General features: G+C 70.5%; 24 protein-coding genes. 9 read left to right on the forward strand and 15 right to left on the reverse strand.

The window, feature by feature from the left end:
- Positions 1-16 precede the first annotated feature (16 nt).
- The 3 genes from L3V18_RS05485 (at position 17) to L3V18_RS05495 (ending at position 3,027) form a co-directional block, all read left to right on the forward strand.
- Positions 17-1,582, forward strand: a complete 1,566-nt coding sequence (locus tag L3V18_RS05485; protein ID WP_237053626.1) for a DNA-3-methyladenine glycosylase 2 family protein — start codon at positions 17-19, stop codon at positions 1,580-1,582.
- Entirely contained in the window at positions 1,579-2,106 is a 528-nt protein-coding gene (locus tag L3V18_RS05490; RefSeq protein WP_237053627.1) for a methylated-DNA--[protein]-cysteine S-methyltransferase, read from the forward strand. Before L3V18_RS05485 ends, L3V18_RS05490 begins: the two co-directional genes overlap by 4 nt.
- 105 nt (positions 2,107-2,211) lie before the next feature.
- Entirely contained in the window at positions 2,212-3,027 is an 816-nt protein-coding gene (locus L3V18_RS05495; RefSeq protein ID WP_237053628.1) for an isocitrate lyase/PEP mutase family protein, read from the forward strand.
- A 46-nt stretch (positions 3,028-3,073) separates the two neighbouring features.
- Here the strand turns inward: L3V18_RS05495 and L3V18_RS05500 are convergent, their stop codons facing one another.
- The 4 genes from L3V18_RS05500 to L3V18_RS05515 form a co-directional block, all read right to left on the reverse strand.
- A complete protein-coding gene (locus L3V18_RS05500) occupies positions 3,074-3,850 on the reverse strand; it encodes a LytR/AlgR family response regulator transcription factor (RefSeq protein WP_237053716.1) in 777 nt (258 codons plus the stop codon).
- A gap of 2 nt (positions 3,851-3,852) precedes the next feature.
- Positions 3,853-5,112, reverse strand: coding sequence for a sensor histidine kinase (locus L3V18_RS05505; RefSeq protein WP_237053629.1), 1,260 nt, complete (start codon positions 5,110-5,112; stop codon positions 3,853-3,855).
- 4 nt (positions 5,113-5,116) lie between these two features.
- Positions 5,117-6,817 (reverse strand): serine hydrolase, encoded by a 1,701-nt coding sequence (locus L3V18_RS05510; protein ID WP_237053630.1) that lies wholly within the window; start codon positions 6,815-6,817, stop codon positions 5,117-5,119.
- Between the two features lie 143 nt (positions 6,818-6,960).
- The gene (locus tag L3V18_RS05515) at positions 6,961-8,409 is read right to left on the reverse strand and encodes a formimidoylglutamate deiminase (protein ID WP_237053631.1); all 1,449 of its coding nucleotides are present in this window, start codon (positions 8,407-8,409) and stop codon (positions 6,961-6,963) included.
- A 111-nt stretch (positions 8,410-8,520) separates the two neighbouring features.
- On the opposite strand from L3V18_RS05515, the gene L3V18_RS05520 reads away from it, so the two are divergent.
- Together L3V18_RS05520 and hutI are read left to right on the forward strand one after the other, a co-directional pair.
- Positions 8,521-9,885, forward strand: a complete 1,365-nt coding sequence (locus L3V18_RS05520) for a chloride channel protein (RefSeq protein WP_237053632.1) — start codon at positions 8,521-8,523, stop codon at positions 9,883-9,885.
- A complete protein-coding gene (gene hutI, locus L3V18_RS05525) occupies positions 9,878-11,125 on the forward strand; it encodes an imidazolonepropionase (protein WP_237053633.1) in 1,248 nt (415 codons plus the stop codon). The genes L3V18_RS05520 and hutI overlap by 8 nt, the downstream gene beginning before the upstream one ends.
- Positions 11,126-11,133: 8 nt before the next feature.
- On the opposite strand, the gene L3V18_RS05530 is transcribed toward hutI, so the two are convergent.
- Entirely contained in the window at positions 11,134-12,075 is a 942-nt protein-coding gene (locus L3V18_RS05530) for a LysR substrate-binding domain-containing protein (protein WP_237053634.1), read from the reverse strand.
- 127 nt (positions 12,076-12,202) lie between these two features.
- Here L3V18_RS05530 and L3V18_RS05535 point away from each other — a divergent pair, with 127 nt between their 5' ends.
- Entirely contained in the window at positions 12,203-13,324 is a 1,122-nt protein-coding gene (locus tag L3V18_RS05535) for a hypothetical protein (RefSeq protein WP_237053635.1), read from the forward strand.
- A gap of 149 nt (positions 13,325-13,473) precedes the next feature.
- Here the strand turns inward: L3V18_RS05535 and L3V18_RS05540 are convergent, their stop codons facing one another.
- Positions 13,474-13,662 carry a 30S ribosomal protein THX gene (locus L3V18_RS05540; protein ID WP_237053636.1) on the reverse strand — a complete coding sequence of 63 codons (189 nt, stop codon included), beginning with the start codon at positions 13,660-13,662 and terminating at the stop codon, positions 13,474-13,476.
- A 291-nt stretch (positions 13,663-13,953) separates the two neighbouring features.
- Positions 13,954-14,376 carry a MerC domain-containing protein gene (locus L3V18_RS05545; protein ID WP_237053637.1) on the reverse strand — a complete coding sequence of 141 codons (423 nt, stop codon included), beginning with the start codon at positions 14,374-14,376 and terminating at the stop codon, positions 13,954-13,956.
- 80 nt (positions 14,377-14,456) lie between these two features.
- On the opposite strand from L3V18_RS05545, the gene L3V18_RS05550 reads away from it, so the two are divergent.
- Positions 14,457-16,664, forward strand: coding sequence for a TonB-dependent receptor (locus L3V18_RS05550; protein ID WP_237053638.1), 2,208 nt, complete (start codon positions 14,457-14,459; stop codon positions 16,662-16,664).
- Positions 16,665-16,719: 55 nt separating this feature from the next.
- Here L3V18_RS05550 and L3V18_RS05555 read toward each other — a convergent pair whose 3' ends face one another.
- The 3 genes from L3V18_RS05555 to gltX form a co-directional block, all read right to left on the reverse strand.
- Complete coding sequence (locus tag L3V18_RS05555; RefSeq protein WP_237053639.1) at positions 16,720-17,295, reverse strand: hypothetical protein; 576 nt, start codon at positions 17,293-17,295, stop codon at positions 16,720-16,722.
- Between the two features lie 149 nt (positions 17,296-17,444).
- Positions 17,445-17,930, reverse strand: a complete 486-nt coding sequence (locus L3V18_RS05560) for a transcriptional repressor (RefSeq protein WP_237053640.1) — start codon at positions 17,928-17,930, stop codon at positions 17,445-17,447.
- Between the two features lie 9 nt (positions 17,931-17,939).
- A complete protein-coding gene (gltX, locus tag L3V18_RS05565; RefSeq protein WP_237053641.1) occupies positions 17,940-19,346 on the reverse strand; it encodes a glutamate--tRNA ligase in 1,407 nt (468 codons plus the stop codon).
- A 129-nt stretch (positions 19,347-19,475) separates the two neighbouring features.
- Between gltX and lpxH the strand changes: the two genes are divergently transcribed.
- On the forward strand, positions 19,476-20,222 hold the full coding sequence (gene lpxH / locus L3V18_RS05570; protein WP_237053642.1) for a UDP-2,3-diacylglucosamine diphosphatase: 747 nt from the start codon (positions 19,476-19,478) through the stop codon (positions 20,220-20,222).
- Between the two features lie 37 nt (positions 20,223-20,259).
- A complete protein-coding gene (locus tag L3V18_RS05575) occupies positions 20,260-20,454 on the forward strand; it encodes a hypothetical protein (protein ID WP_237053643.1) in 195 nt (64 codons plus the stop codon).
- A gap of 9 nt (positions 20,455-20,463) precedes the next feature.
- Here L3V18_RS05575 and L3V18_RS05580 read toward each other — a convergent pair whose 3' ends face one another.
- The 5 genes from L3V18_RS05580 to folC all read right to left on the reverse strand — a co-directional run bounded on the left by L3V18_RS05580 (position 20,464) and on the right by folC (position 26,389).
- Complete coding sequence (locus L3V18_RS05580) at positions 20,464-21,276, reverse strand: ferritin-like domain-containing protein (RefSeq protein ID WP_237053644.1); 813 nt, start codon at positions 21,274-21,276, stop codon at positions 20,464-20,466.
- Between the two features lie 28 nt (positions 21,277-21,304).
- The gene (gene purF / locus L3V18_RS05585; RefSeq protein ID WP_237053645.1) at positions 21,305-22,774 is read right to left on the reverse strand and encodes an amidophosphoribosyltransferase; all 1,470 of its coding nucleotides are present in this window, start codon (positions 22,772-22,774) and stop codon (positions 21,305-21,307) included.
- A gap of 300 nt (positions 22,775-23,074) precedes the next feature.
- The gene (locus tag L3V18_RS05590) at positions 23,075-23,962 is read right to left on the reverse strand and encodes a CvpA family protein (RefSeq protein WP_237053646.1); all 888 of its coding nucleotides are present in this window, start codon (positions 23,960-23,962) and stop codon (positions 23,075-23,077) included.
- Positions 23,963-23,996: 34 nt separating this feature from the next.
- Positions 23,997-24,977, reverse strand: a complete 981-nt coding sequence (locus L3V18_RS05595) for an SPOR domain-containing protein (protein WP_237053647.1) — start codon at positions 24,975-24,977, stop codon at positions 23,997-23,999.
- A 140-nt stretch (positions 24,978-25,117) separates the two neighbouring features.
- Complete coding sequence (gene folC / locus L3V18_RS05600) at positions 25,118-26,389, reverse strand: bifunctional tetrahydrofolate synthase/dihydrofolate synthase (RefSeq protein ID WP_343226306.1); 1,272 nt, start codon at positions 26,387-26,389, stop codon at positions 25,118-25,120.
- Positions 26,390-26,501 lie beyond the last annotated feature (112 nt).

Here is a 26,501-nt window from a genome sequence, read left to right on the forward strand (position 1 = left end):
GTGCTAGCCTGCACTCATGTCCTCTCCCGCTTCCACCGCCGTCACCGCGACCGGCCACGACCGCCCCGGACTGCCGCCGCAGATCTGCGCGCAGGCGCGGCTGAGCCGCGACGTCCGTTTCGACGGCCTGTTCTTCACCGCGGTCGCGACCACCGGCATCTACTGCCGGCCGGTCTGCCCGGCGCCGCCCGCGCACGAGAAGAACGTCAGCTACTTCGCCAACGCGGCCGCGGCCGAGGCCGCCGGCTACCGCCCCTGCCTGCGCTGCCGACCCGAGCTGTCGCCCGCCGACGGCCACTGGCGGCGCGGCGATGCCGCGGTCGCGCGGGCGATCCGTCTGATCGACGAGGGCCTGCTCGCCGACGCGCCGGTCGCGGCGCTGGCCGAGCGCGTCCATCTGGGCGAGCGCCAGTTGCGGCGACTGTTCGTCGAGCGCCTCGGCGCCGCGCCGCTGGGCGTGCACGCGACCCGCCGGCTGCTGTTCGCCAAGCAACTGCTCACGGAGACCGACCTGTCGATCACTGATGTGGCGATGGCCGCCGGCTTCGGCAGCCTGCGCCGCTTCAACACCGCCTTCAAGGAGGCCTACCGGATGGCGCCACGCGAACTGCGCAAGCGTCCGTCGGCCTCGCGCGACGAGACCCTGGCCCTGCGCCTGGGCTACCGCCCGCCGTACGAGCTGGACGCGATGCTCGACTTCCTGCGCGGCCGTGCACTGCCGGGCGTCGAAGTGGTGGACGAACACGGCTACCAGCGCGTGATCGCGCCGGTCGACGGCAACGGTCCCCCGGGCTGGTTGCGAGTCGGTGCCTGGCCCGACGACGAGCCGGCGCTGAAGCTGGAGCTGCATGGCGTGCCGCCGCTGCAGTTGCAGGCGGTGGTGACGCGCGTACGGCGGATGTTCGACCTCGACGCCGATCCGCAGGCGGTCGCCACCACGCTCGCCACCGATGCCCGGCTGCGACCGCTGCTGCAACGACGCCCGGGCCTGCGCCTGCCCAGCGGCTGGGACGGTTTCGAGATCGCGGTGCGCGCGATCATCGGCCAACAGGTCAGCGTCGCCGCCGCACGCACCGTCACCGCCCGCCTCGCCACGCGCTTCGGCAGCGTCTTCGAGCCGCCATTGGTCGAGGGCCTGACCCATCTGTTCCCGACTCCTGCGGCGCTGGCGGATGCCGACTTCGCCGGGATCGGACTGACCACGGCCCGCGCGGAAACCATCCGCACGATCGCCTGCGCCCTGCTCGATGGTCGCATCGACTTCCGTCCGGAGCAGACCCTGGAGGAATTCGTCGATCGCTGGACCGCGCTGCCGGGAATCGGCCCCTGGACCGCGCAGTACATTGCCCTGCGTGCGCTGGCGCACCCGGACGCATTCCCGTCCGAGGACCTGGTGCTGCAGAAGACCCTGCCGACCGACGGCTCGCGGCTGGGCGCGAAGGCCCTCGCCGCACATGCCGAGGCCTGGCGCCCGTGGCGTGCCTACGCCGTGATCCACCTGTGGCGCGAAGCGGCGGAAACGGCACGCGCCGCGCCGAACGCCCCCTCCCGTCCCGCCGCCAAGCGGAGGAAAACCGCATGAACGCACCCGCCCCGATCTTCCATCGCCTCTACCACAGCCCGGTCGGCCCGCTGCGGATCGCCACCTCCGATGCCGGCGTGCACGCGATCGAGTTCCACGCCCAGCGCCACCCGGTGCCGCGCGACACCCGCTGGCAGGCCGGCGAGCACCCGCTGCTGGATGCGGTGGCCGCGCAGCTGGACGGGTATTTCGCCGGCCAGCGCACCGTCTTCGACCTGCCGCTGGCGCCGGAAGGGACCGCGTTCCAGCGCAGCGTCTGGCTGGAGCTGGCGAGGATTCCGTACGGCAGCACGGTCAGCTACGCGCAGATGGCCTCGCGGGTCGGCCGGCCGGCGGCGGTGCGCGCGGTCGGCGCTGCGAACGGCCGCAATCCGCTGCCAATCGTGCTGCCCTGCCATCGGGTGATCGGCGCCGACGGTTCGCTGACCGGCTTCGGTGGCGGCCTGCCGACCAAGCAGTTCCTGCTGGAGCTCGAAGGTGCGCTGCCGAAGGCCGAGGCCGTCGACGACCTGTTCGCCGCCTGAGCGCACGCATTCGCATCGATGGCCGACGAGGATGTCCGGAAACGGCGAGCCGCCTGGCCTGCCCTCTGCGATGCTGCCGTCTCTCCAGCCACGACGGAACAGCCGATGTCCCAAGACACGCACGCCGACCTGCACGCCCGCTTCGCCGCCCTGCACCGCAGCGATGCGCCGCTGCTGATCGCCAACGCCTGGGACGCTGCCAGCGCGGCGCTGTGGCAGCACGCCGGCGCACCGGCGATCGGCACCAGCAGCGCCGCGATGGCCTGGGCCTGCGGCCATGCCGATGGCGGTGCACTGCCGCGCACCGCGCTGATGGACAAGGTCCGCGAGATCGTCCGGGTCACGACGGTACCGGTCAGCATCGACGTCGAGGACGGCTACAGCGACGATCCGGAGGCGGTCGCCGCGCTGGTGCGCGAGGTCGCCGAGGCCGGTGCGGTCGGCATCAACCTGGAGGACGGCGCCGGCACCCCGGAATCGCTGGCCCGCAAGATCCGCGCGATCCGCGCCGCGCTCGACGGCATGCCGCTGTTCGTCAACGCACGCACCGACGTCTACCTGCGCGGGATGGCCGATGGCGAACAGGCGGTGGCGATGACGCTGGAACGGCTGGCGCTGTACGCCGAAGCCGGCGCCGACGGTGCGTTCGTACCGTGCATCGCCGACGGTCGCGAGATCGCCGCGGTCGCAGCCGGCACCGCACTGCCGCTGAACGTGATGGCGATGCCCGGCCTGCCGCCGCTGGCCGAACTGCAGCGTGCCGGCGTGCGCCGGGTCAGCGCCGGCGAAGGCGTGTTCCAGCATGCGTTCGCCGCCGGCCTGCAGGCGGTGCGCGGGTTCCTGGGCGGCGATACCGCACGCCGATTCGACAACGCGGTGCCCTACGGCGAACTCAACGCGCTGTTCGCGCGCGCCGGCTGAGGACCTCCGGAGGAGTTGGGAAGGAAAGGGGGCGCCGCCCACCACCTCACATGCCGCGGAAGCGATGCAGGAACGCGGCGCTCACCGGCAACGCCTCGTCGCGACCGCGCAGGTGCAACCGCCACTTGCCCAGTTCGTCCTTGTGCACGCAGTCGATCGCGGCGACCCGCACGATCACCCCACGGTGCACCTGCCAGAACGCATCGGGATCGAGCCCGGCCAGCAGCTCCTTCAGCGGTGTCCGGATCACCGCCTCGTTGTCGTCGCTGACCACGCGCACGTACTTGTCCTGCGCCTGGAAGAACAGCACCTCGTCGATGCCGATCATCCTCACGCTGTCACCAATGCTGGCGCTGATCCAGCGGACCAGGCGCCCGTCGGTCGGCCGCAGCCGCGCCTCCAGCGCATCGACCCGCTCGCGCAGCGCCGCGCGGTCCGGCTGGGCCAGGCGCTCGCGCACGCGCGCGACCGCGCGGGCGAGTGAGGCGGGCTGCACCGGCTTGAGCAGGTAGTCGAGGGCCCCGGCCTCGAACGCGCCGATCGCGTATTCGTCGAAGGCGGTGGTGAACACCACCTGGCCGCCGTAGGCGACCACCGCACGGGCGACGTCCAGGCCGCTGACGCCGGGCATGCGGATGTCGAGAAAGGCGACCTGCGGTCGTTGCGCGGCGACCGCCTGCAGCGCCTCGACGCCGTCCTCGCACGCCTGGACCCGGCCCAGTTCCGGCCACGTCTCGAGCAGCATGGCCAGCAGCGCGGCGCGTTGCGGCGCTTCGTCCTCGGCGACCAGCACGGTCGGCGCCTCGGTCGATGGGTCGCGCATGCTCATGCCGCCTCCGCGGCCGGGATCCGGATCCCGGCGACGGTACCACCGCCGGGAGCGGCCTGCAGCCGCAACGCGGCGCGGCCGCCATACCGTGCACGCAGCTGCTCGCGCACGTTTTCCAGGCCGACCCCGCTGCCGATGCCCGGCCGCAGGCCGACACCATCGTCGCGGACCTCGACGTCGAGCATGCCGTCGGCCACACGGGCGGACACCACCACCTCGCCGCCTCCGCGCTTCGGCTCGATGCCATGCTTGATCGCGTTCTCGACCAGGGTGATCAACAGCAGCGGCGGATAGGCGCGCCCGCGCAAAGCCGGCTCGGCATCGATCCGATAGACCAGCCGGCCGCCCATGCGCAACCGCATCACCTCCAGATAGGCGGCGCACAGATCGAGCTGCTGGCCGAGCGTGGACTCGAGGCCGGCGCTGCCGGCATCGCCGTTGCGCAGCCGCGGAATCGTCGCGCGCAGGTAGTCGACCAGCGCGTCGAGGGTCTGCTCGGCCTGCAGCGGATCCTGCCGCACCAGCGCGCGCACCGATGCCAGCGTATTGAACAGGAAGTGCGGCTCGACCTGCGCCTGCAGCGCGCCCAGGCGCAGGTCGCTGTCGTGCTTGAGCCGGCGCAGGCGCGCGACCTCTACCTGGTGCCGTTCCTGTTCCCAGCGCCGCTGTTCGCTGAAGTAGGCGCGCAGCGCCAACCCGCCGCCGAACAGGCCGTAGATCACGAGCAACACGGCCAGGTTGACCGCCAATGCGAGCCCGCGCTCGAAGCCCGACAGGTCCGGCTTGCCGGAGACCCGCTGTCCTGCTTCCTGCATCGCCGTCACGACTTCGCGCTCGACGTAGCCCGAGGCCCATTGATCGACGGCGAAGCTGATCGCGATGCCGACCAGCACCGCCAGTACCACCGCACGGCGCTCGCGCGTCGCCGGCCAGCGCCGGTAGCGCACCCAGGTCGCCAATGCGGGACCCGCGGTCGCCATCAGCATGAAGGCGACGAACAGATGGCCGCCGGAGAGCACTCCAACCTCGTAATCGCGGGTCGACAGCCCCATGCCGAAGCCGGCGACCAGCGCGAACAGGGCCAGCACGATCGCGAACAGCAAACTGCGGCCGCGCAGCCACGGCAGACTGAACACCGGGTACTGGCGATACCGGCTCCAGACCGTGTTGCCGCCGACCAGCACCTTCGGCGGCAGCGCTGCGTCGAGCGGATAGGTCGTCCCGGCGCGCATGTCGGTGGGGGCGGACGTCGGCATGATGTCAGCGTCGCACGCCACGCAGGGTCTGCCCGCCCTGCAGCAGGGTCAGGCCGTCGACCGCGCCGTCGTCGCCGCGCCGGAAGCGGATCTCGATCCCGTACGCGGCCGCCTCGAACACGTCGTCCTTCACAGGCGTCAACGGAAACGCCCCCTGCCCGGTAGCCTGCGCGAACAGGGCGTCGCCCTGCACCCGCACGCTGAGCACCAGGTCGGTCGGATCGAGTGGATACTCGCCGGCGTATGCCTCCAGCGCTTCCGCGGTGAGCGTCGGCGCGGCGTCGGCGTTGGCGTCGATCCGACGCGCCGCCAGCACGCCGCCGCCCTGGTGCCAGACGAAGCGGTAGCTGCCATCGGCGCCTTTCTGCGGCGAGAGCAACGCATCGAAGGCGAGCGGATAGAAGTCGCCGGCACTGTCGTAACCCATCGCGAACGCAGGCTGGCCGGTCGCCTGGATTTCCAGCGCATCGCCGTTGCGCCGCAGCGTCATCGCCGGTCCGCCCTGCAGTTGCCAGTCGCCGACCAGCGCTTCGATCAGCGTCGGCGGAGCGGCCGTCGCCTTGCGCGGCGCGCCGAGCGGCAGGCGCGCATCGAGCAGATGCTGGCCGAGGCTGCCGAGTCCGCCCAGCGTCGTCATCGCGGTGTCCGACAACACGATCACGCCGCGGCGGCGTTCACGGTCGAAGGCGACGAACGAGGAAAAGCCTCCGGTGCCGCCCTCGTGTGCGTGCACCGTCCGACCGTCCAGCGGCGCCAGCATCCAGTTCATCGCGATCGGCTGCGCCGATGGCGTCGACAGCGGCTGCTGGGTCAGTCCGATCGCGGCCGCGAGCGGCTCCGGTGCGGCGCCGAGCTGGCCGCGCACATAGGCGACCATGTCGTCGAGGGTGGCGCGCACGCCGCCCACTCCGGCCAGGTCGGTCCGGAAGCGCCAGGCCGGCGTGACCTTGCCGCTCGGCAGGTGCCCGGCCGCCTCTTCGATGCCTTGCGGACGATCGTTGATGTAGGCGCCGCCCATCCCGAGCGGGGTGAAGACGCGCGTGTCGAGCAGCGTTTCCAGATCCTCACCGGCGCGGCGGGCGATCGCATACGACAGCAGCATCGAAGCGAAGTTGGAGTACTCGAAACGCTCGCCAGGCGCCTGCGCAAGCGTGCTGCGGCCAAGCGCGGCCAGCAGATCATCCGCCGTGATCGCCGCGTACGGATCGGTGGGATCCGACATTTCGACGCCGGGCGGCAGCGCCGGCAGCCCGCTGGTATGGGTGACCAGGTGACGCAGCCGGACCGGCTGGCCCTCGAATGTCGGGACCCGCACGTCGCCGGGCAGATAGCCTGCGAGCGGATCGTCCAGATCGGCCTGACCGGCCTCGATCAATCCGGCAAGCAGGGCGGCGGTCATCGTCTTGGTGACCGAACCGATCTCGAACGCGCTGGCCGGCCCGATCCTCGGAGCCGTGCTGCCATCGGCGCAGGCAAAGGTCCGGCGCACGTCGAAATCGCCGTCGCCGGTTCCGTCGATCACCGCGACCGCGAAGCAGGCGCCGGTGCGGTCGCCGAGCAGGCGCTTTTCGACGGTCGTCCTCAATGCGTCGCCGCCGGTCGCAGCCGATGGACTGGCGGCGCAGGCGCCCGCAGGCACCGCCAGCGCCGCCGCCAGCAGCGGGGCGACGAGGGAAGAAACGGTCCTGGGGCGGTTCGGGCTCATCGTCGGCACTCCTTGCTGATTGGGGACGCTGCCAGCCTGCCCGGCCTCCGTGCGGCCTGCCGTGGCGTGCGACGAAACCCCACCAGTCCCCGACGAAGGCCGCTCCCGGGTCGCGAAACGCCGCTCGGGGCCGGGTCGCGCCGTCAGTCCCGCATCAGCACGGCTAGCGCGTCGCGGTAACGGGTGGCGATTGCATCGCGGTCGCGGTGGCGGCCGCCGTCGACCACGCGCCGGCCGGCCACGTACACCTCGTCGACGAGATTGCGGTTGCCGCTGAAGATCCAGCGGTCGAGCAGATCGTCGACGGTCGCGCCGGTCAACTGCGCGGCGGCGCCGTCCAGCACCACCGCGTCGGCGGCCTGACCGGCGGCCAGCAAACCGATCGCGTGGCCGGACGCCGACGCGGCGCTGGCCGCGACGCCCCGCATCAGGGCATCGCCGACGCTGGGCGTCTCGGCGCCCACCGTGATGTTGCGGCGGCGGGTGACCAGCCGCTGTCCGTACTCGAGCCACCTCAGTTCCTCGACCGGCGACACCGAGATGTGCGAATCCGAACCGATTCCCCAGCGGCCGCCGGCGTCCAGGAAATCCCGCAGCGGGAACAGGCCGTCGCCGAGATTGGCTTCGGTGGTCGGGCAGATCGCGACGGTCGCGCCGCTGCGCGCGACCCCGGCCGTTTCGGCGGCATCCAGGTGGGTCGCGTGGACCAGGGTCCAGCGGGCATCCACCGCGGCATTGTCGAGCAGCCATTGCACCGGCCGCGCTCCGCGCATCGCGACGCAATCCTCGACCTCGGCCACCTGCTCGGCGATATGGATGTGGACCGGCATCGCCGGCGGCAACGCGGCAAGCACGGCACGCATCGCATCCGGCGGCACCGCGCGCAGGCTGTGCATGGCACAACCGACGTGCAGCATGCCGTGATGGGTTCCGCCGCGGTGGACACCGTCCACGGCACCGTAGCTCGCGACGTCCTCGCACAGGCTGTCGACCAGGTGCAGGTAGGCATCGACGTCGTGCCCGAAGCGACGCTGGCGTTCGCCGAGCGGGGCGCCGTCGAAGCCGGCGGTCATGTACAGCACCGGCAACAGGGTCATGCGGATGCCGGTGTCACGCGCAGCCGCGACCAGCGCCTGCGACATCGCCGCCGGATCCGAGTACGGGCGCCCGTCGGGCGCATGGTGCAGGTAGTGGAATTCGCAGACCGTGGTGTAGCCGGCCTCGAGCATCTCCGCGTAAAGCTGCGCGGCGACCGCGTACAGGGTGTCGGGCGTGAAGCGCGCGGCGAAGCGGTACATCGTCTCGCGCCAGGTCCAGAACGAGTCGGCGACGGCCTCCCGGCGATCGCGGGTCTGCCGTTCCGCCATTCCGGCCATCGCCCGCTGGAACGCATGCGAGTGCAGGTTGGCGACGCCGGGCACGAGGATCCGGTCCGACGCGTGTCGGCTGAAATGCGTGCCGGCCTGTACCGGCTGGAGCCGGGCGATGCGTCCGTGCCCGTCGACCTCCGCGCGCATCCCCGCGCGCCAGCCGCTCCCGCGGTGGTCGTCGGGACTCCAGTACATGCCGGCGGGAATCGAGTTGCGGGTCATCGGCGGCGGTCGTATCGGTTCGTAAGGGGGCGACCACGATTGTCGCGCATTTGCCGCGCATCGGCTGAAATGCGGGGCCGGGGCACCCGAAGCATGACCTACAATGCGCCGATGGCTTCCCGCGCTTTCCCTTCGCCCGATCCCGATGGAGACGGCCCGGCCCTGCTGTGGTCGCGCGAGGCCTGGAAGCGGCGACTGGCGCTGTGGGGCGGCGCGGTTGCGGTGGCGCTGGCGGCGATCGCATTCGCCAAGGTCGGCGACGCGGCGTTCGGCGTGTTCGTCGCGATCAGCGCACACTCGCCGTGGTGGGCGCTGGCACTGACGCCGGCGACCTTCGCCGCGCTGGCCTGGGCGACCTGCGGAGGTCTGGCCGCGACACGCGGCAGCGGCATCCCGCAGGTGATCGCATCGCTGCGGATCGGCCGCGACGACTTCCGCGCCGCGCAGCTGTCGCTGAAGGTGTCCGCGCTGAAGCTGCTGCTGACCGTGGTGTCGCTGCTGGGCGGCGCCTCGGTCGGACGGGAAGGCCCGACCGTGCACGTCGGCGCCGGCATCATGCACGCGATCGGCAGGCGCGTCGGCTACAGCGATCCCTACCAGGCCTCGCGTTTCCTGCTCGCCGGTGGAGCGGCCGGCATCGCCGCCGCGTTCAATACACCGCTGGCCGGCGTGGTGTTCGCGATCGAGGAGCTCAGCGGCGCGTTCGAACAGCGCTTCTCCGGCACCCTGCTGACCGCGGTGATCGTCGGCGGCGTGGTATCGCTGGGCGTGCTCGGCGACTACGCCTATTTCGGCCATATCCGCGCACGTCTGCCGTTCGGCGAGGGGTGGCTGGCGATCCTCGCCTGCGGCGTGCTGTGCGGGGTGCTCGGCGGGCTGTTCTCGCGGATCGTGATCGCCGCCGCGGACGGCCGTCCGCGCTGGCTCGGACGCCTGCGCGGCAACCGCCCGGTGCTGTTCGCGACCGCGTGCGGCCTGCTGCTGGCGGCGCTCGGAATCGCGCTCGGCGGCAGCGTGTTCGGCACCGGCTACGAGCAGGCGCAGGCACTGCTGGTGCGCGGCGACGCCCCCGGCGCGGAGTTCGGCATCGCCAAGTTCGCCGCCAACCTGGTCTCCTACCTGGCCGGCATTCCCGGCGGCCTGTTCTCGCCCGCGCTGGCGGTCGGCGCCGGTCTCGGCGACAACCTCACCGGACTGTTTCCGCGCGTCGATCCATCCGCGATCGTGTTGCTGGGCATGTGCGCCTACCTGGCCGGGGTGACCCAGGCGCCGCTGACCTCGGCGGTGATCTCGATGGAATTGACCGACAATCACGAACTGCTGCTGCCGATCCTCGCCACCGTGCTGATCGCGCGCGCCTGTTCCAGCCTGTGCTGTCCGACGCCGATCTACAAGGCGCTCGCGCAACGCCTGGTGCCGCACCTGCAGGCTCCGCCACCGACACCGCCGCCAACCCCGAAGCCCTCCGATGACTGATTCCGCCGACCCTTCCGATTCCGGGGCCGCCCGCTGGGACGGCCTGATCACCGGCGTCTCGCTCGCCACCCTCGACGGCGCCGACGGTTATGGCGAGATCCGCGACGCCGCGCTCGGCTGGCGCGACGGCCGGCTCGCCTACGTCGGCCCGCGCGACGCCCTGCCCGGCCGCGAGGACACGCTCGCCGACGAGGTGATCGAAGCGCACGGCTGGATCACCCCCGGCCTGGTCGACTGCCACACCCATGTGGTGTTCGCCGGCGACCGCGCGCGCGAGTTCGAGATGCGCCTGCGCGGCGAGAGCTACGAGGCGATCGCGCGCGCCGGCGGCGGCATCCTGTCGACCGTGCATGCGGTGCGCGAAGCCAGCGAGGACGCGCTGCTGGCGCAATCGCTGCCGCGCGCGAAGTCGCTGGTCGCCGACGGCGTGACCACGCTGGAGATCAAGTCCGGCTACGGTCTGGATCTCGCCAACGAGCGCAAGATGCTGCGGGTCGCGCGTCGCATCGGCGAGGTGCTCGGCATCGAGGTGCGTGCGACCTGCCTCGCCGCACATGCGCTGCCGCCCGAGTTCGCCGACGACGCCGACGGATACATCGACGCGGTGATCGAATGGCTGCCGGTGCTGCACGGCGAGGGTCTTGTCGACGCGGTCGATGCGTTCTGCGAGGGCATCGGCTTCAGTCCGGAACAGACCCGGCGGGTATTCGAGGCCGCACGTGCGCTCGGCCTGCCGGTCAAGCTGCATGCCGACCAGCTCAGCGATCTCGGCGGCGCCGGACTGGCCGCCGCGTTCGACGGCCTGTCCGCCGACCATGTCGAGTACACCAGCCAGGACAACGTGCGCGCGATGGCGGAGCATGGCACCGTCGCGGTGCTGCTGCCGGGTGCCTTCCACGTGCTGCGGGAAACGAAGCTGCCGCCGCTGGATGCGTTCCGCGAGCACGGCGTGCCGATGGCGGTGGCGACCGACTGCAACCCCGGCACCGCACCTCTGCTGTCGCTGCGTCAGGCGATGCAACTGGCCTGTACCCACTTCCGCCTGACTCCCGGGGAAGCGCTGCGCGGCGCGACCGTGCACGCCGCGCGCGCGCTGGGCCTGGACGACCGCGGCGTGCTGCGCATCGGCGCCCGCGCCGACTTCGTGCTGTGGGATATCGCCCACCCGGCCGAGCTCGGCTACTGGCTCGGCGGCCGCCTCTGTCGCGGCGTGTTCGCCGGCGGGCGGATGGTGGCCTGACCGTCGGCTCAGTCGACTGCCGCGACCACCGCGCGGCGGACATGCAGGCGTGCGGCGCGCACCGCATCCGCCGCCTGGTCGAGCAGCCAGTCCCGGAATGCCGCGATCTTGCAGCTGTCGTGACGCGCGACCGGATAGGTGAACCAGAACGTGCGGCCGTCGGCGGCGACGAAATCGTGCGCCGGAACCAGTCGGCCGGCTTCCAGCTCGGCCCGGAACAGGATTGGCGAACCGATCGCCACGCCGTGACCGGCCACCGCCGCGGCGATGTCCAGATACTCGGCCGACAAGCTGGTCCCGAAGCGTCCCGGCAACGCCACGTCCTGCAGCCCGCGCGCGCGGTACCAGCACCGCCACCAGTCCGGTCGCCCCAGTAGCGGCAATGGCAGCGGCATGCGCGGGTCGTCGATCGCGGCGGCCGCGTCACGAAGGCCGGGAGCGCACAACGGCATGAAGATGCTGGGAAACAGCTCGAGCGCACGCAGGCCGCTCCAGTTGCCGTGCCCGTTCCGGATCGCCGCGTCGAACGGACCATCGACAAGGTCCTGCGCCTCCGCCGAAAGGTCCAGCTCCACCGCGATCTCCGGATGCGTCCGGCGGAAGCCGCCAAGCCTGGGCGTCAGCCAGCTCGTGCCCAGGCTCGGCAGCGCGGTGAGCGACAGACAGGCCTCGTCGGTCTCTGCGGCCTTGATGAAGCAGGCGCTCAACGCCGCGAACGCATTGCTGGTTTCCCGCGCCACCAGCCGGCCGGCGCGGGTGAGCTCGACCCGTTGCGGCCGGCGGCGGAACAAACGCACCCCGATCTGCTGCTCGAGCCGGCGCACGTGGTAGCTGACCGAAGCGGCCGAGGTATCCAGCTCGCGCGCCGCCTGGGCGAACCCACCCAGACGCGCGGCCGCTTCGAACGCGCGGATCGAGTGCAGCGACGGCAGGCGACGGTAACCGACCATAAGTGTGACTTAGCCTAACGGACCGAATTCGGATCGTCGACACCGAGGCGGTCTTCCATGATCGGGACGTCGCGTCGACCGCGGCCGCTGCAGCAAGCGGCCGCTGACGCCCATCCAGGGAGCCGCCATGAACCCACCATTCGACCCACCGCACAACGGCCGCTTTTCGCCACCCCGTCGCCGTTTTCTTGCCGCCGCCGCGCTCGCCGGCGGCGCCGCCGCATTCGGCCTGTTTCCCGCGATGCGTGGCGCACGGGCCGCGACCGACCGTCCGGACGTCCCGCATGCGCATGACTGGGACTGGCTGCACGGCAGCTGGGACGTCCATCATCGCCGGCTCAAGGAGCGCCTGGTCGGCGACACCCGCTGGGAGGAGTTCACCGGGCGCAGCGCGATGTGGCTGACGATGGGCGGGCTGGGGACGATCGACGACAACAGCCTGGAACTGCCCGACGGCAGCTATCGCGGCCTGGGGCTGCGGGTGTTCGATCCGGAGACCGCGCAGTGGGCGATCTGGTGGCTGGACGGACGCAACCCGACCCGCATCGATCCGGCCGTGCGCGGCGGCTTCGAAGGCGATACCGGCACCTTCACCGGCCGCGACACTCTTCGCGGACAGCCGATCCTGATGCGCTTCCGCTGGAACGACATCCACGGTCCGCGGCCATGGTGGGAACAGGCGTTCTCGCCCGACGATGGCGCCACCTGGGAAGTGAACTGGCGCAACTGGTTCACTCGTACGTCCGAAACGCCGGACCCGTTGCCGATGCTGCCCGGCGCACCCACCGACTTCAGTTTTCTCGCCGGCCGCTGGAAGGTACGGAACCGCCGCCTGCGCGAGCGCCTGGTCGGCAGCGACGACTGGGACGAATTCGACGGCACCCTGAACAACTGGCCGGTACTGGGCGGGTACGGCAACGTCGGCGACAACGTAATGCACTTTCCCGGCGGCGACGTGCGCGGGGTCAGCGTCCGCAGCTACGACACGGGTACAGGCCAGTGGCTGAGCTGGTGGATCGACAGCCGCAACCCGTCGCGGCTCGATCCGCCGGTGGGCGGAAGCTTCGCCGCCGATGACGACCGCCGCGTCCTGGTCGGCGACGACACCCTGCGTGGCCGGCCAGTCAAGACCCGCGTGGTCTGGTCGCATATCGCCGCCGACTCCGCGCGCTGGGAACAGTCGTGCTCGGCCGACGGCGGCAGGAGCTGGGAACCGAACTGGGTCAGCGATTTCGTCCGCGTCGGCTGACTCCCGTCGCAAGCGGGCGGAACATACCGGTGGGAGGCATGTCGGCGAAAGGAAGGCGGCCGACAGGGGCCGGAAAGCAGAACGGCGGGCCATGCCCGCCGTTCTTTGTCGAACCGCCCGCCGGATCGCCTCGTGCGGCGATGCGTCGCTTACTCCTTCGCGGCCGCCTTCTTGGCGACGACCTTCTTGGCCGGGGCCTTGGCGACCTTGGTCGCCTTCTTCGCCACCGGCGCCGAAGCCGAACCGGTCGCCTTGGTCACCGCCGCGTGCGAGCGGGCGTTGCCATAGCTGGAGTTGTAACGCTTGCCCTTGGCGGTCTTGCGGTCGCCCTTGCCCATGTTCCTTGCTCCGAATCTGTCGAGATGGTGTTGAAGATGACGCGCAGTCGGCGAGGACGCGCTATCGGGATACGCCACGAGGCGTGACCGCGCATTTTAGCATGCGAATCGATGCTGCCGGGGCCTGGGCCAGGCTTCCCCGGCAAGGACGACGCGCCGACGGCGCGGTAGTGCCGCGCGGGTCGGCGAACGCCTGGCGTGCCATGCCGCAAAGGAAGTGCAGGGCCGCGGCCCGGAATTCGCGCAACCAGGTAGCCGGTTCCGGAATCGATCCAGGTGCCCAGCACCGGCTCAATGCGCGCAGGTCGCGTCGTGGACGTGGCCGTGGTTCAGACGCAGGTTGGCCAGATGCGCCAGGCCGACCAGGGTGCCGCCGAAGGTCATCGCCACCGCGTGCGGCAGCAGGGCCTCGTGCAGGGGCCGGTACAGCACGCCGATCCACAGCACCAGCAACCCCGGGACCAGCAGCGACAGCGCCCGCACCGCACGGTGGCGCCGGTAACCCCAGACGACGCTGAACAGACCCAGCCCGGTCGCGAACACCACGAACGCCAGCTCGAAGCCGTCGTCGAACCAGCCGGACACGCCCAGCGAAGGCAGGGTCGCGATCAGGATCGGCAGCAACGCGCAGTGCACCGCGCACAGCAGCGAGCCGATCGCACCGATACGGTCGAGGAAACGACGGAACGCGAGACGGATTCGGGAGGGAGGCATGACGTACGACAGGGGCTGGATCTCGAATAGTTATAGTATAACATTTCGACTATCCCGGTACGCCACTTTACCCGATGCCCATGTCTTCCCGCACCTTTCCACGCCCCCTCCCCCTGTCGATCGCCCTCGCCGCCGCGCTGATGGCCGGCTCTCCATTACTGCATGCGGCGCCCGACGCCGCGGCCGATCAGGAACACGAACATGAACCGGTGGATCTGAACGCGGTCCAGGTGCGCGCCACGCCGCTAGCCGGTACTGCCGAGGACCTGACCCGTCCGGTCGAGGTACTGGCCGGCGAGAAGCTCGACGAGGCCAAGGCCAACTCGCTCGGCGAGACCGTCTCCAAGCTGCCCGGCGTGCAGTCGACGTACTTCGGCCCGGGTGTCGGCCGACCGATCGTGCGCGGCTTCGATGGCGCGCGCGTGCAGGTGCTCAGCGACGGCCTCGGCGCCGGCGACGTGTCGACGGTCAGCGTCGACCACGCGGTCACGATCGAGCCGTTCCTGGCCAACCAGATCGAGGTGCTGAAGGGACCGGCGACCCTGCTCTACGGCAGCGGCGCGATCGGCGGCGCGGTCAACGTCATCGACGGGCGAATTCCCGAGGCAGCGACCGAAAGGCCGCTGGAGGGTCGTGCCGAACTGCGCGCCGGCACCGTCAACGACGAGAAGACCGGCATGGTCCGCCTTGACGGCACCTCCGCCGGCGGCAACCTCGTGTTCCATTTCGACGCCCTGCATCGCGAGACCGGCGACTACGACATTCCCGGCTTCGCCGAGAGCGAGCACGCGCACGAGGACGAGGAACACGACGGCGAGGAAGGGCACGAGGAAGAAGGTGCCCACGGCACTCTGCCCAACAGCGCGGTACGTACCGATGCCGGCGCACTGGGCGTGTCCTGGGTCGGCGAGCGCGGTTTCCTCGGCGTCGGCGTCAGCCTCTTCAACACCCGCTATGGGGTGCCCGGCCACTCGCACGAACACGAAGAAGACCATGACGACGACCACGATCACGACGAAGAGGAACACGAGGAAGAGGGACCGGTCCGGATCGTGATGGACCAGCGCCGCACCGAGCTGCGCGGTGGCCTCGATGACATCGGCCCGTTCGTCTCCCTGCGCGGCAAGATCGCCCACACCGACTACACCCACACCGAGTACGAAGGCGACGAAGTCGGTACCGTGTTCGACAATGACAGCACCGAGGCGCGGCTGGAGCTGGTCCATCGTCCGCTGATGGGTTGGGACGGCGCAATCGGCCTGCAGTGGGCGGAGCGTGACTTCCAGGCGATTGGCGAGGAAGCCTTCGTGCCGGCCTCGCAGTCGCGCGACGCCGGCCTGTTCTGGATCGGTCAGCGCGAGTTCGGCGCCCTGAAGTTCGAGCTCGGCGCGCGCCACGACCGCAACCGCATCGACATCGACGAGGCCGAGGCGATCGGCCCCGATCGCGATTTCAACACCACCAGCCTGTCGGCCTCGATGCGCTGGAACGTCAGCCCGGACTTCCACCTGTCCTTCGGCCTCGACCGCGCACAGCGTGCACCCACCGCCGAAGAGCTGTATTCCAACGGCCTGCACGTGGCCACCGCGAGCGTCGAACTGGGCAACCCGGACCTCGACGTGGAGACCGCCAACCGCGCCGAACTGGGCCTGCACTGGCATCGCGGACCGTTCAGGCTCGGCGCATCGATCTACCACGCACGCTTCGACGACTTCATCTACCTGGCCGATACCGGTATCGACGACGGCGGTCCGGTGCGGGTGTGGGCACAGGACGATGCGCGCTTCAACGGTGCCGAGGCCGAAGGCAGCTGGAATTTCGCCGACAACGCCAGCGGCAGCTGGGACCTGCGCGTGTTCGGCGACGTCGTGCGCGGCGAGCTGAGCGGAAGCGGTACCCGCGATTTCGACATCTCCGTGCCCCACGGCGACCACACCCACGACTACACCGCGGCGCTGGCGCGTGGCGGCAACCTGCCGCGGATCGCTCCCGCCCGCGTCGGCGGAGAGCTGCGCTGGGCGATGGGCGCGTGGCGCGCTTCGCTGGGTGCGACCCGCTATGCCGAACAGGACGATGTCGCCGAGAACGAGGAGTCGACGCCGGGCTACACCCTGGTCGACGCCCATCTGGCCTGGCACATGGACACCGCGTCCGGCGGCGCCTGGGAGGTGTTCGTCGACGGCACCAATCTGCTCGACGAGGAGGCGCGCGCGCATACCTCGTTCCTGAAGGACCTTGCACCGCTGCCGGGTCGCGGGATCGCGTTCGGCGTACGCGCGTTCTTCTGATCCGCCCTCTGCAGAAATCCACGGGCGCCGCTGCGAGGTGGCGCCCGTTCTGCGTTCAACGTCCCTGCAACGCCTCGTGCAGCCCAGGCTGGTGATCGGCGCCTACGCAGTCCCTGCGGCGCTCGCGGATCGCCTTCGCGGTGCAGCTGTCGCGGCCGCCGAACAGACCGAGCAGGGTCCGCGCGACCACCGAGTCCTCCTTCAGTTTCTCGACCGCGTCGCCGTCGGTCGCCCAGTCGTCGGCGAAACGCGTGCTGCGCGGATCGAGCGTGGCGCGCGAGGCCAGAGGATCGGGCCTTGCGAATCCGGTTGGTTCGTCGGACCCGGGCACCGACAGATCCAGCGGCCGTTGCGGTGCCGGCGTGTCGCCTGACGGCAGGAACACCGCCGAGGTCTCCCCCGGCACTGGCCGCGATGGCGACTCGGGGGTGTGGGCGATCCTCGCCCGTGCCGGCGATACGGCAGCCGGCGCAGCCGTCGTCCCGACTTCCGGTTCGGTAGGCGCCCTGGATATGAAACGGACAAGCAGCACCGGCTCGTCATCCACATTGGCGGACATCGGCACCTGGAGCTGGAACCGGAACAGCAGCCACCACGACGCGTACAGGTGCAGGCCGGCGACGAAGGCCATCAACGCGATCCGTGCCAGCTGGTCCCGCCTGTCCTGTCCGCAGTGCATCCTTGCTCCGGTCGCGACGATGACCGGCGCACTCTAGCCGGCGTCTCCGGCGGCGTGGTTAGGAAATCGTTGCCGCGCGCGAGGGACGGCCCGGCCGGGGCTCAGCTCCCTGGCGCGCACCCGGCGCAGATGCCGTGCACTTCCAGCGTCTGCGCCTGCGGAGTGAAGCCCAGCGCGCGGGCACGCCGGTCGAGCGAGGCGACGATCTCCTCGTCTTCCAGCTCCGTCGCGGACTGGCACTTGTCGCAGATCAGGAACGGCACCGCGTGCGCCTCGGCGCCCGGATGATGGCATCCGACAAAGGCGTTGATCGACGCGAGTTTGTGGATGAAGCCGTGCTCGAGCAGGAAGTCCAGCGCGCGATAGATCGTCGGCGGCGCCGCCGAATCGTGGGTCGCCTTCATCTGGTCGAGCAGGTCGTACGCCTTGACCGGACGCCCGGCATCGGCGATCAGCTGCAGCGCATGCGCGCGGATCGGGGTCAGGCGCAGGCCGCGCTGTTTGCACAGCCGCTCGACCTCGCGCACGAAACCGGCGGCGTCGTGGACGTGGTGCTTGGGGTCGGTGCAGGCGTGCGGCGCATCCATGATCCTGATTTAGGGCGCTTTGGGCATTTTTGCAAGCGCGGCGTCGATACGCGCCAGCGCCTCGTCGCGGCCGCACAGGTACACCGTGTGGCCGATGTCGGGGCTGACCTGGGTTCCGGTGATCGCCACCCGCATCGGCTGGGCGACCTTGCCCATGCCGATCTCCAGCGCCTGCGCAGTCGCCTGCAGCGCCGCGGTGATCGCCTCGGCGCTCCACTCCGGCAGCGCGGCGATACGCTGGCGCGCGTCGGCCAGCGGCGCCCGCGCCTTGTCGGTCAGGTGCTTGGCGACGGCCGCGTCGTCGTATTCGGTCAACGGCTGGAACCAGACCCTCGCCCGCTCGGCCATCTCCTTCAGCGTCTGCACCCGGTCGCGCAACGCGATCACGATGTCGGCGGCGGCCGGCCCCTTCGAAGGATCCAGACCCTGCGCGCGCAGGTGCCAGTCCAGGTGCATGGCGACGTCGGCCGGATCGTCGGACTTCAGGTACTGCTGGTTCAGCCAGCCCAGCTTGGCCGGATCCAGGCGTGAGGCCTTGGCGTTGACGTCCTTGAGGTCGAACAGCCGGGTCATCTCAGCGACCGAGAAGATCTCCTGGTCGCCATGCGACCAGCCCAGCCGCACCAGGTAGTTCAGCAGCGCATGCGGCAGATAGCCCATCTCGCGGTACTGCATCACGTCGGCCGCGCCTGTGCGCTTGGACAGCTTGGCGCCATGCTCGTCGAGGATCATCGGCAGATGCGCGAAATGCGGCACCGGCGCACCCAGCGCCCGGTAGATGTTGATCTGCCGCGGCGTGTTGTTGACGTGATCGTCGCCGCGCACCACGTCGGTGATGCCCATGTCGATGTCGTCGACCACCACGGCGAAGTTGTATGTCGGATAGCCATCGGAACGGAAGATCACCAGGTCGTCGAGCTCGTCGTTGCTGATCTCGATGCGGCCCTTGACCTTGTCCTCCCACACCACCGAGCCGCCTTGCGGGTTGCGGAAGCGGATCACCCGGTTCGGATCATCGCGGTATGGCAGCCCCGCATCCCGCGCGGCGCCGCTGTAGCGGGGCTTCAGGCCGGCGGCCATCGCCGCCTCTCGCATCGCCTCCAGCTCCTCCCGGGTCTCGTAGGCGTAGTAGGCGGCGCCGTCGGCCAGCATCCGCTCGGCGACCTCGCGATAGCGATCGAGGCGCGAGGTCTGGTAGACGGGACCCTCGTCGTAGTCCAGCCCGAGCCACTCCATCGCCTGCAGGATCGCGTCGATCGCCCCCTGAGTACTGCGCTCGCGATCGGTGTCCTCGACCCGCAGCACGAACTGGCCGCCGTCGCGGCGCGCCTCCAGCCAGCAGTACAGCGCGGTGCGCGCGCCGCCGATGTGCAGATAGCCGGTGGGACTGGGAGCGAAACGGGTGCGGGTGGTCATTCGGTGATCTGGGACGGCGGCGGACAAGTCGATCATTTTACCGGGTTGCCGGTTCGCCGTGCCGGACCCGGGAAGGTCCGGGTGGCGCCCGACGACAGGCCGGCAACCCGCAGCCACTACAATCGCCGCATGACCACTCTCTTCATTTCCGACCTGCATCTCGATCCCGAGCGCCCGGACATCACCGCCGTGTTCGTCGCATTCCTGCGCGGCGAGGCCCGCGATGCCGATGCGCTGTACATCCTCGGCGACCTGTTCGAGGCCTGGGTGGGCGACGACGATCCGTCCGATGTCGGCGCAACCGTCGCATCCGAGGTCAGGACGCTGGTCGATTCGGGCGTGCCGGTGTTCTTCATCCGCGGCAACCGCGACTTCCTGCTCGGCGACGCCTACGCCCGCCGCGCCGGAATGGTCGTGCTGCCGGACCCGGCCGTGATCATGCTGTACGGACGCCCCGTCCTGCTGATGCACGGCGACCTGCTGTGCACCGACGACACCGCCTACCAGCAGTTCCGCGCCCAGGTGCGCGACCCGCACTGGCAGGCCCGGTTCCTGGCGCAGCCGTTGCAGGCCAGGCTGGCGTTCGCGCAGCAGGCGCGCGAGGCCAGCATGCGGCGGCAATCGGAGATGAAGGACGGCGACCGCGGCCGGTTCGAGACCATCACCGACGTGTCTCCGGTGGCCGTACGCGAGACCCTGCACCGTTTCGGCATCGATACCCTGATCCACGGCCATACCCACCGCCCTGCGGTGCACGAGCTCGACGTCGACGGCCACGCCTGCCGGCGCATCGTGCTGGGGGACTGGTACGAACAGGGCTCGGTGCTGCGCGTCGACCGTGATGGCGCCCGGCTGGAAGGCCTGCCACTGCCGTGACCGTCAGTCCATGACGTGACGACAAGGAGGTATTGCGATGTATCTGCTTGCGGGCGCCATCCTGATCCTGTTCGGCCTGACGGGTCTCGTTCGCGGCGAAATCACGTTCTTCTCGCGATTCGGGAAGGCCGGATTCAACGTCGAGGACGACGGATGGGTCTTCAAGGTCGTCGTCTGGCACACGATCCTCGGCGGGCTGTACTGCATGTACCTCCACTTCCACCCGGAGTGACGGCCCCGCTCAACCGGTGGCCCGCGCCAACGCCTCCAGCTCCTCGTCGCTGAAGCCCGCGGCACTGCGCGCGGACAGATTGAACGGGCCGTACAGCACCGCGCGCGCGTATTCGGCCAGCAGTTCGCGGAAGCGTGTCGCCGGATCGACGCCGGCCCGCTCGCAGTACCACTTGAACCAGCGCGAACCGGCGGCGACATGGGCGATCTCCTCGCGCAGGATCACCTCCAGTATCCCGGCGGTGGCCTCGTCGCCGAGCGCGCGCAGCTTCACGATCATGCCCGGCGTCACGTCCAGCCCGCGCGCCTCCAGCACGCGCGGCACCAGCGCCATCCGGGACAGGCCATCGTGCGCGGTCTTCTCGGCCATCTCCCACAGGCCGTTGTGCGCGTCGAAGTCGCCGTAGTCGCGGCCGAGCTCGCGCAGCCGCGTACGCAGCATTCGGAAGTGGCGGGCCTCGTCGGCGGCGACCGATACCCAGTCGGCATAGTACGCATCGGGCAGTCCGCGGAAGCGGTAGACAGCATCCCAGGCCAGATCGATCGCGTTGAATTCGATATGGGCGATCGCATGGATGAAGGCCGCCCGCCCCTCGTCGGTACCGGGTCCGCGCCGCGGCAGTTCGCGCGGATGAACCAGCCGCGGGCGCGCGGGGCGGCCCGGCATGCGGATCGGTTCCGGTGGCGGCGCATCCACGACGACCGGCCGCTCGCCGCGTGCGAACGCTTCGGCATGGGCGAGGGTCGACGCGACCTTTTCGTCGGGCGCGTCGGCGTCCAGGCAAGCAAGCGCGGCGTCGAACAGGGAGATCACGCGGCGCATCCCCGCATCGTCGTCGGCCGCAGCCGGATCACGACGCGCGTCGACGGGTCTTGGCTTCGTCCGAACGCAGATGCCTGACCCGCTCGAAGTAGTCGTCGGCGGTGCCGGTGATGTACTCGCCGTTGAAACAGGAGGAGTCGAAACGGGCGATCCGGTGCTTCGGGCCCGATACCGCCTGCTCCAGATCGTCGAGGTCCTGGTATATCAGCCAGTCGCAACCCAGCAGCGCCTCGATCTCGCGTTCGTCGCGGCCGTAGGCGATCAGCTCCTCGCGGGTGGGCATGTCGATGCCGTAGATGTTCGGGTGCCGCACGGGCGGCGCGGCGGAGGCGAGGTAGACCTTGCGCGCACCGGCCTCGCGCGCCATCTGCACGATCTGCTGGCTGGTGGTGCCGCGAACGATCGAGTCGTCGACCAGCAGCACCACGCGGTTGCGGAACTCCAGCGGGATCGGATTGAGCTTGCGGCGCACCGACTTCGCGCGCTCGCTCTGGCCGGGCATGATGAAGGTGCGGCCGACGTAGCGGTTCTTGATGAAGCCCTCGCGGTACTTCACCCCGAGCACGTTGGCCACCTCCAGCGCGGCGTCGCGCGAGGAGTCCGGGATCGGGATCACGGTGTCGATGTCGTGATCCGGACGCAGGCGCAGGATCTTCTCGCCCAGGGTCTGGCCCATGCGCATGCGCGCCTTGTGCACCGAGACGTCGTCCATCATCGAATCCGGCCGCGCGAAGTAGACGTACTCGAACAGGCACGGCGTATGCGGCAGTTCCTCGGAACAGGCCTGGGCGAACAGCTGGCCGTCCTCGGTCACGACCACGCCCTCGCCCGGACGCACGTCGCGCACGCGCTCGAAACCGGTCAGGTCGAGCGCGACCGACTCGCTGGCGACCGCGTACTCGTCGCGGCCGTCCTTGCTGCGCCGGCCGAGCACCAGCGGGCGGATGCCGTGCGGATCGCGGAACGCGACCAGGCCGAGCCCGAGCACCGCCGCGACCACCGCGTAGCCGCCGACGCAGCGCCGGTGCACGCCCTCGATCGCCTTGAACACCGCCGCCGGGCTGAGCGCCTTCTGCATGTCCAGCTCGTGCGCGAACACGTTCAGCAGCACTTCCGAGTCCGACTCGGTATTGACGTTGCGGCGGTCCTGGGCGAACACCTCGTCGCGCAGCGCCTCGGTGTTGATCAGGTTGCCGTTGTGCGCGAGCACGATGCCGAACGGCGAGTTCACGTAGAACGGCTGCGCCTCGTCGGAACCCTCGCTGCCGGCGGTGGGATAGCGGCAGTGCCCGATGCCGATGCGCCCACGCAGCAACTGCATCGAGGCCTGGTCGAACACGTCTCGGACCAGGCCATTGCCCTTGTGCACGCGCAGCCGCGTGCCTTCGGCGGTGGCGATGCCGGCCGCATCCTGGCCGCGGTGCTGCAGCACCGTGAGTCCGTCGTACAACTGGGCCGCGACGTCGTTCTGGCCGACGATACCGATAATGCCGCACATGGCGCGTATGTCCTGCTGGGTGATGAAGGAGGGCCTGGGCGGATCCATCCCGGATTCGCCCGGACGTCGCAAGACGGGCCGGAACCCGAGCTTGCCCGGCAGGATCGGCACTCGCGTGTCCGATCCGCACGCGCCGATCCGCTCCGCGGATCGGTCCGGCCTGCCGCCGTGCGACCGGCATCCGCACCGGCGATGCGGAACGCCGTGCGGGCGACCGGTGCCCATCCATGATGCGCGCAATCCCCAGGGCGCCCCGGGGTCGCGCCACCCGCGATGATCGCGCCGGCCGCGGCCGCTAGTTTACCTGGAGCGTTGCGGTGATGGCCCCGACGATGGACCATCCACCGCCGCCGGATCGTAGGCCTGTCCGCCCAGGCCGTTGCCGGCGTCGACGTTGGCCGGATCCACCGCGGGTGCCGGCGCGTTGCCGGCCCGCGGTGGCGACCCGTCAGGACGCGGCATCAGATCCTCCAGGCTCTGCAGGCCATCCAGGCCCTGCAGGTCCGGCAGGTTCTGCAGGTCCGGCAACGGCAGCGGCAGCGCCTGTCCGGCAGGAGCAGCGCCATGGTCCGCCGACCGACCGCCCAGCGAGCGCAACAGTTCGTTCGGATCCTGGCCGAGCATGCCGCCGCCATCGACCAGCGGCCCCAGCGCGCGGCTCTGCTGACGCAGCCTGTCGCCGGACAACGGACCTGCGCTGTCGAAGCTGACCTGCTGTGCGATCGCCGCCGGCAGCAGGTCACGCAGCCAGCGCGCGCCCGGCTCGAACAACGGGATGGTCTGCGACCGGTGCCACTGGGCATCGCCCGGCAACGAAGTGAAGCCCATCAGCAGCACCAGCGCGCATGCGAACAGCGCGCCGCGCAGCACGCCGAACGCCAGTCCGAGGCCACGGTCCAGGCTCGACAGGCCGACCGATTCGAGCAGCCGCCGGATGAACCAGCTCAGCAGTTTCACCGACACCAGCACGGTGCCGAAGCACAGCACGTAGCCGCCGACGACGTAGCCCATGCTCGGGTTCGCGGTCTCGGCCAGCATCACCGCGGCATCGTCGCCGAAGCCATAGGCGACCGCGCCGGCCAGCACCCACGACACCAGCGACAGCATCACGCCGACGAAACCGCGCATCAGCCCGAGCAGGGCCGATATCGCCACGATCGCCAGCAGTACCCAATCGATCGCCGTCATTGTCCAGCTCCTTCTGACGTCGGGAGAATCCTTCTCACGGATGCGGCCGCACGATCCCGGCAATGCCCAGCCGGGCGGCGACCTGTGCCTTCAACTGTTCCGCCTCACCACGACTGGCAACCGGTCCGACCCGCACGCGGCTGAGCGTGCCCTTGTCGGTGTTGACCTGTTCGATGAACGCGGTGAAGCCGGCCGCGCGCGCGCGATCGCGCAGCTTGCCGGCCTCTTCCGCATGGCTGAACGCACCCAGTTGCACCGCGAAGCCCACCGCGGCGGCAACCGGCGCAGCGGGCCGAGTTGCGGGCGCCGCCGCCGGAGCCTGCTGCCCGGGTCGTTCTTCCCGGGCTGTCGCGGTCCCGCGCGGGGCAGCCGGTTCGGCTGCGGGAGCGGGAGCCGGTTCGGGAGGCGGCTCGGGCGCCGCCGGTCCGGCGGCCAGCGGCGACCCGGCCGGAGTGGCGGCATCGGCATTCAGTGCGATCACCCGCGGCACGACTCCGCCGTGGACACCGCCAGCGCGCACCCGTGCGGCCTCGGCATCGGCCTGGGTCGCGAACGGCCCGATCCGCACGCGGTACAGGGCGCGACCATCATCGCCGGCCACCGTTTCCTGGTAGCCGGGCAGACGCGCGCCTTTCAGCGCGACGATGACCATCTCGGCGTCGCGCGAACTGGAATAGGTACCGAAGCTCACCGCGTAGTCGCCGCCGGCGGTGGTGGCGGGCATCATCGCGTCGCCACCGGCCTCGGTCGAATCGCCGGCCTCGACGGTCGGCAGTCGCCCGTCGCCGCTCTCCGGGTCCATGCCGACGACGCCGCCAGCCGGCGCGTCGCCAGGCGCGACCAGCGGCAGCTCGCGGGTTTCGAATTCGCCCTGCGGCGCTTCGGGCGCATCGAGCGGGATGTCGGCCACTCCGCTTTCGGGAGCCGGGCCCTTGATCAGCATCGGCAGGAAGATCACGGCGAGCGCGACCAGGACGATCGCGCCGATCATGCGCTGTTTCAGGGCAGGTTCCACTAGGCAGGTCCAGGAGGCTGTTCGGAGTCCCGCAGGCCAGGACGATTCGCGACGCGATTATACCCCTGCCCGCCTGGACGCCTGTTCCCGGGGTGGGTCACGGTTCAGTCGCGGCTGTCGCGGACATCCTGCTGAGGACTTCAGCGCAACACCTGCAACGCCGCCGCCACGGTGTGGAAAGAGCCGAACACCAGGATCCGGTCGCCGGCCTGCGCCCCGGCCAGGGCCGCGGCCAGCGCAGTGGCAACGTCGGCATTGCGCCGGCCGGCCGCCGCCGCGGTGCCGGCCAGGCGCACCGCCAGCGCATCGACACCGCTGCCGCGCGCCCCGGCATCCTCCAGCCCTGCCAGGAACCAGTCGTGGATCTCCTCGGCCAGGGCGGTGACCACCCCGGCCGCATCCTTGTCGTCCAGCGCCGCGTACACCGCGCGGGTCCGTCCAGCCGCCGGTTGCGCGCGCAGCCATTCCGCCAGCGCCCGCGCCGCCTGCGGGTTGTGGCCGACGTCGACCAGCACGCTCACGCCATCCCGCTCGAAGCGCTGCAGCCGTCCGGCCACCACCGCAGTGGCCATGCCGGTGGCGATCGCCGACGCCGGCAGCGGCTTCGGTGGCGCCGGCAGTGCCCGCAACGCGGCGATCGCGACCGCGGCATTGCGCAACTGCACCGGTGCGGCCAGCGCCGGCATCGGCAGTTCCAGTTCGTAGCCGACCTCGCGCCAGCGCCAGTGCCCGCCCTCGGGCGGCGGCGGCTCGAAAAAGAAGTCGCAGCCGATCCGCAGCGCCGAAGCGCCGATCGCATAGGCATGGCGCAGCACGCTCGACGGCGGGTCGTCGTCGCCGAGCACCAGCGGTCGCCAGCCACGCGCGACGCCCGCCTTCTCGCGCCCGATCGCCTCGCGGTCCTCGCCGAGCCAGTCCTGGTGGTCGACATCGACGGTGGTGATCACCGCCACGTCCGGGTCGACGACGTTGGTCGCGTCCAGGCGCCCGCCGAGGCCGACCTCGAGGATCGCGAGGTCGAGGCCGGCGCGCTCGAACAACCACAGCGCGGCCAGTGTCCCGTGTTCGAAATAGGTCAGCGGGGTCGCACCGCGCGCCGCCTCGACCGCCTCGAAGGCTTCGACGAGCGCGTCATCGACGGCATCGCTGCCGTCGATCCGCACGCGCTCGTTGTAGGCAAGCAGATGCGGGGAGGTGTAGGCGCCGCTTCGCCAGCCGGCACTGCGTGCGATCGCCTCGATGAAGGCCACCGTCGAGCCCTTGCCGTTGGTGCCGGCGACGGTGATCACCTGCTTGGCGGGCCGTCCCAGGCCCATCCTCGCTGCAACCTCGCGCACGCGCTCCAGCCCCATGTCGATGGCCCTGGGGTGCTGCTTCTCGATGCGGGCAAGCCAGTCGGCGAGCGTGGCCACGCGGGACTCCTGCGCAGACGCCGCGGACGCGCGGCGAACGGGTGGATGACGATCACGGCCCGGATGCGCGTGACCGCACGATTCGGGCATGTGGAGCACCAATTATCGCGGA

The sequence above is a fragment of the Marilutibacter chinensis genome, assembly GCF_021725675.1.
Taxonomy (GTDB): Bacteria; Pseudomonadota; Gammaproteobacteria; order Xanthomonadales; family Xanthomonadaceae; genus Marilutibacter; species Marilutibacter chinensis.

Bases quoted from the DNA above. Each gene is read 5' to 3' on its own strand.
- L3V18_RS05485 (WP_237053626.1), top strand. From the start codon at position 17: ATGTCCTCTCCCGCTTCCACCGCCGTCACCGCGACCGGCCACGACCGC.
- L3V18_RS05490 (WP_237053627.1), top strand. From the start codon at position 1,579: ATGAACGCACCCGCCCCGATCTTCCATCGCCTCTACCACAGCCCGGTC.
- L3V18_RS05495 (WP_237053628.1), top strand. From the start codon at position 2,212: ATGTCCCAAGACACGCACGCCGACCTGCACGCCCGCTTCGCCGCCCTG.
- L3V18_RS05500 (WP_237053716.1), bottom strand. From the start codon at position 3,850: ATGCGCGACCCATCGACCGAGGCGCCGACCGTGCTGGTCGCCGAGGAC.
- L3V18_RS05505 (WP_237053629.1), bottom strand. From the start codon at position 5,112: ATGCCGACGTCCGCCCCCACCGACATGCGCGCCGGGACGACCTATCCG.
- L3V18_RS05510 (WP_237053630.1), bottom strand. From the start codon at position 6,817: ATGAGCCCGAACCGCCCCAGGACCGTTTCTTCCCTCGTCGCCCCGCTG.
- L3V18_RS05515 (WP_237053631.1), bottom strand. From the start codon at position 8,409: ATGACCCGCAACTCGATTCCCGCCGGCATGTACTGGAGTCCCGACGAC.
- L3V18_RS05520 (WP_237053632.1), top strand. From the start codon at position 8,521: ATGGCTTCCCGCGCTTTCCCTTCGCCCGATCCCGATGGAGACGGCCCG.
- hutI (WP_237053633.1), top strand. From the start codon at position 9,878: ATGACTGATTCCGCCGACCCTTCCGATTCCGGGGCCGCCCGCTGGGAC.
- L3V18_RS05530 (WP_237053634.1), bottom strand. From the start codon at position 12,075: ATGGTCGGTTACCGTCGCCTGCCGTCGCTGCACTCGATCCGCGCGTTC.
- L3V18_RS05535 (WP_237053635.1), top strand. From the start codon at position 12,203: ATGAACCCACCATTCGACCCACCGCACAACGGCCGCTTTTCGCCACCC.
- L3V18_RS05540 (WP_237053636.1), bottom strand. From the start codon at position 13,662: ATGGGCAAGGGCGACCGCAAGACCGCCAAGGGCAAGCGTTACAACTCC.
- L3V18_RS05545 (WP_237053637.1), bottom strand. From the start codon at position 14,376: ATGCCTCCCTCCCGAATCCGTCTCGCGTTCCGTCGTTTCCTCGACCGT.
- L3V18_RS05550 (WP_237053638.1), top strand. From the start codon at position 14,457: ATGTCTTCCCGCACCTTTCCACGCCCCCTCCCCCTGTCGATCGCCCTC.
- L3V18_RS05555 (WP_237053639.1), bottom strand. From the start codon at position 17,295: ATGGCCTTCGTCGCCGGCCTGCACCTGTACGCGTCGTGGTGGCTGCTG.
- L3V18_RS05560 (WP_237053640.1), bottom strand. From the start codon at position 17,930: ATGGATGCGCCGCACGCCTGCACCGACCCCAAGCACCACGTCCACGAC.
- gltX (WP_237053641.1), bottom strand. From the start codon at position 19,346: ATGACCACCCGCACCCGTTTCGCTCCCAGTCCCACCGGCTATCTGCAC.
- lpxH (WP_237053642.1), top strand. From the start codon at position 19,476: ATGACCACTCTCTTCATTTCCGACCTGCATCTCGATCCCGAGCGCCCG.
- L3V18_RS05575 (WP_237053643.1), top strand. From the start codon at position 20,260: ATGTATCTGCTTGCGGGCGCCATCCTGATCCTGTTCGGCCTGACGGGT.
- L3V18_RS05580 (WP_237053644.1), bottom strand. From the start codon at position 21,276: ATGCGCCGCGTGATCTCCCTGTTCGACGCCGCGCTTGCTTGCCTGGAC.
- purF (WP_237053645.1), bottom strand. From the start codon at position 22,774: ATGTGCGGCATTATCGGTATCGTCGGCCAGAACGACGTCGCGGCCCAG.
- L3V18_RS05590 (WP_237053646.1), bottom strand. From the start codon at position 23,962: ATGACGGCGATCGATTGGGTACTGCTGGCGATCGTGGCGATATCGGCC.